Annotated in this window: 9 protein-coding genes and 1 pseudogene; 4 read left to right on the top strand and 6 right to left on the bottom strand. The window is 35.2% G+C overall.

What is annotated here, in order from left to right:
* Positions 1 to 91: 91 nt before the first annotated feature.
* From FD50_RS13050 to FD50_RS00610, 3 genes and pseudogenes are all read left to right on the top strand, one after another.
* The gene (locus FD50_RS13050) at positions 92 to 349 is read left to right on the top strand and encodes a DDE-type integrase/transposase/recombinase (protein WP_162256059.1); all 258 of its coding nucleotides are present in this window, start codon (positions 92 to 94) and stop codon (positions 347 to 349) included.
* Between the two features lie 234 nt (positions 350 to 583).
* Positions 584 to 951: pseudogene (locus FD50_RS00615) on the top strand (DUF488 domain-containing protein).
* Positions 952 to 966: 15 nt separating this feature from the next.
* On the top strand, positions 967 to 1,638 hold the full coding sequence (locus tag FD50_RS00610) for a Crp/Fnr family transcriptional regulator (RefSeq protein ID WP_054758124.1): 672 nt from the start codon (positions 967 to 969) through the stop codon (positions 1,636 to 1,638).
* A 96-nt stretch (positions 1,639 to 1,734) separates the two neighbouring features.
* Here FD50_RS00610 and FD50_RS00605 read toward each other — a convergent pair whose 3' ends face one another.
* The 3 genes from FD50_RS00605 to FD50_RS00595 form a co-directional block, all read right to left on the bottom strand.
* Positions 1,735 to 3,591, bottom strand: a complete 1,857-nt coding sequence (locus tag FD50_RS00605; RefSeq protein WP_056959510.1) for a heavy metal translocating P-type ATPase — start codon at positions 3,589 to 3,591, stop codon at positions 1,735 to 1,737.
* A 65-nt stretch (positions 3,592 to 3,656) separates the two neighbouring features.
* A complete protein-coding gene (locus tag FD50_RS00600; protein ID WP_054758123.1) occupies positions 3,657 to 3,944 on the bottom strand; it encodes a hypothetical protein in 288 nt (95 codons plus the stop codon).
* Positions 3,945 to 3,963: 19 nt separating this feature from the next.
* Positions 3,964 to 4,197 (bottom strand): heavy-metal-associated domain-containing protein, encoded by a 234-nt coding sequence (locus tag FD50_RS00595; RefSeq protein ID WP_054758122.1) that lies wholly within the window; start codon positions 4,195 to 4,197, stop codon positions 3,964 to 3,966.
* Between the two features lie 203 nt (positions 4,198 to 4,400).
* Here FD50_RS00595 and FD50_RS00590 point away from each other — a divergent pair, with 203 nt between their 5' ends.
* Positions 4,401 to 4,883, top strand: a complete 483-nt coding sequence (locus FD50_RS00590; RefSeq protein ID WP_054758121.1) for a Dps family protein — start codon at positions 4,401 to 4,403, stop codon at positions 4,881 to 4,883.
* Between the two features lie 162 nt (positions 4,884 to 5,045).
* Here FD50_RS00590 and FD50_RS00585 read toward each other — a convergent pair whose 3' ends face one another.
* The 3 genes from FD50_RS00585 to FD50_RS00575 form a co-directional block, all read right to left on the bottom strand.
* On the bottom strand, positions 5,046 to 5,411 hold the full coding sequence (locus FD50_RS00585) for a type II toxin-antitoxin system RelE/ParE family toxin (RefSeq protein WP_054758120.1): 366 nt from the start codon (positions 5,409 to 5,411) through the stop codon (positions 5,046 to 5,048).
* The gene (locus tag FD50_RS00580; protein ID WP_054758119.1) at positions 5,404 to 5,682 is read right to left on the bottom strand and encodes a type II toxin-antitoxin system RelB/DinJ family antitoxin; all 279 of its coding nucleotides are present in this window, start codon (positions 5,680 to 5,682) and stop codon (positions 5,404 to 5,406) included. The genes FD50_RS00585 and FD50_RS00580 overlap by 8 nt, the downstream gene beginning before the upstream one ends.
* Before the next feature lie 242 nt (positions 5,683 to 5,924).
* Positions 5,925 to 6,149 (bottom strand): DUF2188 domain-containing protein, encoded by a 225-nt coding sequence (locus FD50_RS00575; RefSeq protein WP_054758118.1) that lies wholly within the window; start codon positions 6,147 to 6,149, stop codon positions 5,925 to 5,927.
* Positions 6,150 to 6,401 lie beyond the last annotated feature (252 nt).

Below are 6,401 nucleotides of genomic sequence, written 5' to 3'. Positions count from 1 at the left end.
TTTTTAGGCTAATTATACTCAAAATAAGTTTACCTGAAAAATTTTGCACCAGAACCCGCGTAAGATATTAGCCCATCAAATCAGTGCCACGATGGATACCAAATTGGTAGTTACAACACTACAAAGATCGCTGTCAACTGATAAAAAACCAAATTATTTACACACTGATATGGGCAGTCAGTTCACTAGTTTCGGCTTTGAAAATTTATTAAAGCGACACAAAATTGATCATTCATATTCAAAACTAGGAGATCCATATGATAATGCCAAAATTGAAAGTTTTCACTCCCTATTAAAGCGTGAAATGATTTATCAATTCCGGTTTCCATCGATGGCTGCTTTTGGCTAATATTAAATTATCCACAAAAAATTATTTCCTTTGTTACTATGATAGTGGGAGTTATCATAATAATCATGACTAAACCCATTTGGCCCACAAAAAATAAAAATGATGAATAATTCAAAAATGATTGAGTTAAGGGTCTATAATTGAAATCCCCCCTAAGATACTGACATAATTTATTTAAGGATAAGTAATAAGCTAGATTTGAATTTAATTTTGATATATTTAAGGAGGTTTACTGTGATAAAAATACAACGGATTTATTCATCTAATTCAACTCAACCTGGATATCGAATATTAATAGATCGTCTTTGGCCTCGTGGAATTTCTAAAGCTAAGGCAAATCTTGATGATTGGGACAAAATGATTGCCCCTTCAAATAAACTTCGCAAATGGTTCAATCATAACCCACAAAAATTTCCAAAATTTAGTGAAGCATACCGCAAAGAATTGGCTGAAAATCCAGAGACACCTAAATTTATCGCTAAAATTAGGTTAAAAATAGCAAACGTTGATATTATCTTACTTATAGTGCTAAGGATGAAGATCACAATCAAGCTATCGTACTACGCAACTATCTCCAAGAAAAATTAAACATCAAAAAATAGTGAAGGTGAGTGCATATGCAGTCTAATGAAAAAAAACAGTGCATTGCTTTGGTGCCAATTTTTGCCATTTTAGACGAAAGCGAATTAACCAAACTATCTCAAAAAGTCACTAGCAGAAAAATATCCAAAGGAAATTTTCTATACAGCTTCGCTAATCAAAACGATACTCTATATATCGTACATCAAGGACAGTTAAAAAATTATCAGATCCTAGAAACTGGAGAAGAACAATTAATACGTTTATTAGGCCCAGGAGAATTTACTGGTGAGTGGAGTATCTTTCAGCCACAGCAACGACATACCGATATAATAGAAGCCCTTAGAGATACTGAAATTTGTCAATTAACACGGGAAAATTTAAAAAAAGCTCTGTTAGACTATCCCGAGATTAGTCTGAGCCTCTTACAACAAATGTCGAAGCGTTTGGAAGTTTCTGAAAAACAAACAGCTACTGTGGCATACTCTTCAATTACTAAACGTATTACTTCCTATTTATCAAGCCTTATCATAAATAAGAAAGATAAGCCCATTAGAGTTGAATTACCTATGACACGAAAGGATTTAGCTTCTTATTTAGGAACAACGCCGGAGTCAATTACTCGAGGTTTTCATAAGCTAGAAAAACAAGGTGTAATAAAGTCCATTTCAGCCAGAAATATTCAGATCAATGATCTTAATGCTTTGTAAAAATAAAAATTGCATCATAGTGGGATTCTTTCATTTCATTATGATGCAACTTTTGTATTTATAGGAAAAATTATTAGTTTTGTACCAGTCCATTTTTTATCGCTTTAAACGATGATTTAGTAGGCGAAGTGCATTTAGAATCACCACAATAATGCTTGCTTCATGGACAAACATTCCAATCCCCATGTTGATCCAATTACTAAATAAAAGACTACTTAATAAAAAGAGAACTACCCCTACCGCAATAACGATATTTTGCAACATGTTATGCCTAGTAGACTTGACTAATCTAAGTGCGGGAGCCAAGCGGCTAAAATCTGAATTTAGTAAAACAATGTCTGATGTTTCAATAGCGACATCTGTCCCATTGCCCATGGCTATCCCTGTATTAGCTGTAGCAAGCGAAGGGCTGTCATTAACTCCGTCACCAACAAAGGTTACATTCTTTCCTTCTTCCTGCAACTTTTTAATATACATTGCCTTATCTTCAGGCAGCATATTTCCCTTAGCTTCAGTTAAACTTAACTGTTGTGCAATTTGATCAACTGTTCCCTGGTTATCTCCTGATAAGAGTACCAAATTTTTAACTCCCAGTTTTTTTAAACTAGCTAATTCATTTTTTACATTGGGTCGTAATTGATCTTTGATCCCTAAAATTAACGCTAGCTGATTATTTATAGCCATGAAAATTAAAGAGTTACCTTCAGCTTCTAATCCCTTACTTTGTGCTATTTCTTCTGGTCTTAGTTTAATTTTGTTAGTTTTTATTAATTGTAAATTACCTAAAGTAACTTTATTCCCGTTTACAGTTGCAGTAATTCCGCCTCCCTTGATCACCTGTGTCTGGGTAACCGGATACTTTAGCGTGTCGGGGTAGGTCTTTACTACAGCTTGCGCTAACGGATGATCACTTTCAGCTTCTATACTTACTAAAGTACTAATAGCCTTGTTCTCATTTATTTCAGGATTTGAAATAACTTTATTCACTCGTGGAGCACCAACCGTTAGTGTGCCAGTTTTATCAAAAACCATAGTATCAACTTTGCTAAAATCTTGTATTGTTTCACTACCTTTTAGTAGTATGCCATGTTTGGCGCCATTTCCTATCCCAGCAACGTTTGAAACAGGAATTCCAATAACCAAAGCACCTGGGCAACCAAGAACTAAGACCGTCACGGCAAGCTCAATGTCCTTAGTGATTAGTCCCACAATGATCGCTAATAATAATACTACTGGCGTATAGTATTTTGAAAACTTATCAATAAAACGTTCTGCACTAGACTTAGAATCTTGTGCTTCCTCCACTAATTCAATGATTTTACCAAAGGCTGAGTCTTCACCAACTCGCTCAGCCTGTAGTTGAAATGTTCCATTTTCTAGGATAGTGCCAGCATAGACTGCCGAACCTATTTGTTTGTTAGCCGTCTTGGATTCGCCAGTTATACTAGCCTCATTAACATACCCTGAGCCAGTAAGTACTTTACCGTCAACCGGAACCTTTCCACCAGTTTTAACTAAAAGGATATCTCCTTCATGAACTTCGTCGATCGGAACTTCCTCAAATTGATCAGCTTGATTTTTCTTTAAACTGACCTCTGGTGCCATTTCAGTTAAAGCCTTAATTGCCTTACGTGTTTTACTAAGTGTAGCTTGCTCTAAAAAATGTCCCGCTAAAAAGAGAAACGTCACTACAGCTGCTTCTTCATAACTTTGAACAAAAAAGGCACCGAATACTGCGATCGTTACTAAAACATCAATACTAACTATTTTGACCTTTAAAGATTGATAGGCTTGGATAGCAATCGGTAAAACTCCGACGATCCCCGAAAGTATTAGTGCAAAGGGAACTATTTTTCCCTGTGTTAGAAAAAAGTGGTCGAGTAAGGCTAGTAAAAGCAGAGAACCATTAATCACCGTTAACTCTTTTTTGTGAGCTAAAATATATTTCTGCATTTCAGGATTCCTTTCTGATATAAAAACAGGTACTATTAACAGCACCTGTTTTTATATCTTGTACTCTATTTTTCTGTACTGTACGCTTGATCTAGTTCAGACAAAAAATTGTAAGTTTTTTCCATTGTTGGGCACGCGTCTGTTGGAATTTTATAGTTATCAGTCAATTTTCTGATTTCTTGGTATTCTGAACTTACATCTTCCTTGGCCTGAGATTTTGCTTCTATTTTGTTAAATAACTCATGTACTTTAAATGTCTCTGGATGATTTTTTCCGTGCGCACGAGTGATCGCTAAAGTATAGGTTTCTAAATCGGGAAAGTACTCTTCTTGTAACTCGCTATATCTACTCATTTGTTGGCTCCTTCTTTCTTTAAATTGTGACAACCTTTGCTTTGATTACTGGGTATCCAATATCTTCAATAGCCTTTTCAATGCCTTCAATTGTCACCTCTTTTTCATTAAAGTTAACCTTTAATTTACTAGCGTTAAACATTACTTTAATACTAGATTTATCAATTCCTTTAACTGAAGCAGCGGCAGCTTCAATCTTTTGCATACAAGTCGGACATGCTAACTCCTCTAAATTGATAACAGCTTTTTTCATCATAAAAATCTCCTTTCTTGCCTCTCTACTGTGTAGTATAAACGGCTTGTATTTTTTTATAATTGATCATCGTCAATTTTTCTCTAACTCCCTAAATTTTCAATTTATATTTTTTCTAAACATTGTGGTTATTCTTTGATTTTTCAGTGAAAGCATACTACAGTTATGGCGTAATAAAAATTAATTTAGGAGGAGATTATCTTATGAATCAAAAATATGATTACCCCAAAACTCGGGCCCAGCTTAACCAGCTAGTAGCTGACCTAGAACAAGTTCAAACTAACGTTCATCAAACTCACTGGTATATGCGTGGCAAACAATTCTTTACTTTACACCCAGAGATGGATGAATTTAATGAAACTTTTGCGGACGAAGAAGATCAAGTTGCTGAGCGTTTGATTGCTTTAAATGGTGCTCCATTTTCAACAACACATGAATTTATCGAGCAGACGGGTTTACCAGATAACAAAATCAAATTTGATCAATTCACTCTGCCTGAATTAATGCAACGTTTAGTAGATAATTTCAGATATCTTAGAGATCAATTTCAAAAAGCAATCGAAATCACTGATGAAGAAAATGATCAACCTACACAGGATATGATTAACGGTTTCAAGACTGATATTGACAAGAAAATATGGATGTTAAGTGCTTATCTTGATAAGGGCCCATTCGATGAAGAATAAATTTTTGGACTGTTGAAAACGAAAAAGACATTTTCTAAAATTTAGGGTCCATTTCTCACCAATAACCCCTCAAAAACATTGTTAAAATAGCCCCTAATATCTGCATTATAGATATTAGGGGCTATTTATTTGTGTTTAAATTATTATAAACCCTTAGATTAACTAAAATAAGTCACTGTGCGTGCCAATCGCTACTAAGTAAACCTGATCCAATATCTGGGCATAAACCAATAAATGATCGCCATTATGACCATAAAAATGTAATTCTAGGACTTTAAATTTTATATTTTGTCCTGGAACACGCTTTTTAAGCTGTTGTATCACTTTCTTAGGTAAGTTTAGTGGATGTGCATAGAAGTATTCTGGAATGCTCTTATCTGTTAAAAAACAGTCAATTATGTAATCCCAAGGAGAACGTTCCTCGGCATCGAAAGGTACCTTTCCATTAAAAATTGGCCGCCATCTGGGATTCTTCTTCACAACTTTATATTGCCGCTTAAACTGAGTGGTTGGAGTTATTTTACTCATTTAACAACTGCTCCAACTCTTGCTTATTAGTCGCACTCTTTAATTCTGTAGTCCCTGCAAGGTCTTCAGCCACCTCAGTTAACGACCTAGCAACCTGCTTGTTTGGAAAACCATAATATTGTGGTAATCCATTGTTAGCCACGGTTGTCACAACTACTCGCATAAACTCAGACATAGTTAATCCGTGTTGAGCCAGTTGTTCCTGGGCTTTTTTCTTAATTACTGGGTCGATTCTAGTGTTAATTCTGGAACTAGTTGCTGCGTTAGCCATTATCATCAGTCCTTTCTTTTATAATTGTACACCATATGTCACACAAAGTAAAAAAGGAGTGTTATCGTGCAACAAGTTATCTTACCAACCAAAGATTCAAATGTTCTCAAAGAGGTTCAAGATACTTTACTCAATAATTTTAAATCTGGTCAAGCTTAGACGGGGTGCGGGGCGTTAGCGCCCATAGTAGATGTGGCTGGCCACACCTTTGTTTTTTCTCAAATTAGAATAAAAATATTATTTTAACGGTGAGAATGCTTTTTGCCTTTTTTAAAAGGGCTAGGGCTGTCACTAGTTACATGATGATCTTTATACCATTGTTCTGCTTTTTCAGTTGCTATAGAAATAGCTCTTTGATCACTATAACCCTTATCTTTTAAAGCATTAGCAATTTCAATTGCCTTACTGCGAATCGCTTTTTTTAAATTTTTCATCGACTGTGGATAATTACCTTCGCTCCATGGCATGAAAAACCCCTCCAATCAAGATATATTTACAGTGAGGTTAGCGTTCCCAAGCAAGTGTTGTCAATGAATATGTTTATAATCGAAGTTATTATAATTAAATACACTACTAGTTTACATACCCTATTAGTCTCACCCCAAGATTAAACCCAGTGGTTAAGTTTAACTTAGTCCATTCACTTGACCGCCCATAACACTATGGATTGAAGTCAATATTTGAGACAGGTTTTAAGAGACATTCAGAACCGCGTTTAC

Origin of the sequence: Liquorilactobacillus satsumensis DSM 16230 = JCM 12392, assembly GCF_001435195.1 — a bacterium.
Classification (GTDB): Bacteria; Bacillota; Bacilli; order Lactobacillales; family Lactobacillaceae; genus Liquorilactobacillus; species Liquorilactobacillus satsumensis.
The sequence above is the reverse complement of the archived record's forward strand: the minus strand, read 5'-3'. Positions and strand labels throughout refer to the sequence as shown.

Bases quoted from the DNA above. Each gene is read 5' to 3' on its own strand.
- FD50_RS13050 (WP_162256059.1), top strand. From the start codon at position 92: ATGGATACCAAATTGGTAGTTACAACACTACAAAGATCGCTGTCAACT.
- FD50_RS00610 (WP_054758124.1), top strand. From the start codon at position 967: ATGCAGTCTAATGAAAAAAAACAGTGCATTGCTTTGGTGCCAATTTTT.
- FD50_RS00605 (WP_056959510.1), bottom strand. From the start codon at position 3,591: ATGCAGAAATATATTTTAGCTCACAAAAAAGAGTTAACGGTGATTAAT.
- FD50_RS00600 (WP_054758123.1), bottom strand. From the start codon at position 3,944: ATGAGTAGATATAGCGAGTTACAAGAAGAGTACTTTCCCGATTTAGAA.
- FD50_RS00595 (WP_054758122.1), bottom strand. From the start codon at position 4,197: ATGAAAAAAGCTGTTATCAATTTAGAGGAGTTAGCATGTCCGACTTGT.
- FD50_RS00590 (WP_054758121.1), top strand. From the start codon at position 4,401: ATGAATCAAAAATATGATTACCCCAAAACTCGGGCCCAGCTTAACCAG.
- FD50_RS00585 (WP_054758120.1), bottom strand. From the start codon at position 5,411: ATGAGTAAAATAACTCCAACCACTCAGTTTAAGCGGCAATATAAAGTT.
- FD50_RS00580 (WP_054758119.1), bottom strand. From the start codon at position 5,682: ATGGCTAACGCAGCAACTAGTTCCAGAATTAACACTAGAATCGACCCA.
- FD50_RS00575 (WP_054758118.1), bottom strand. From the start codon at position 6,149: ATGCCATGGAGCGAAGGTAATTATCCACAGTCGATGAAAAATTTAAAA.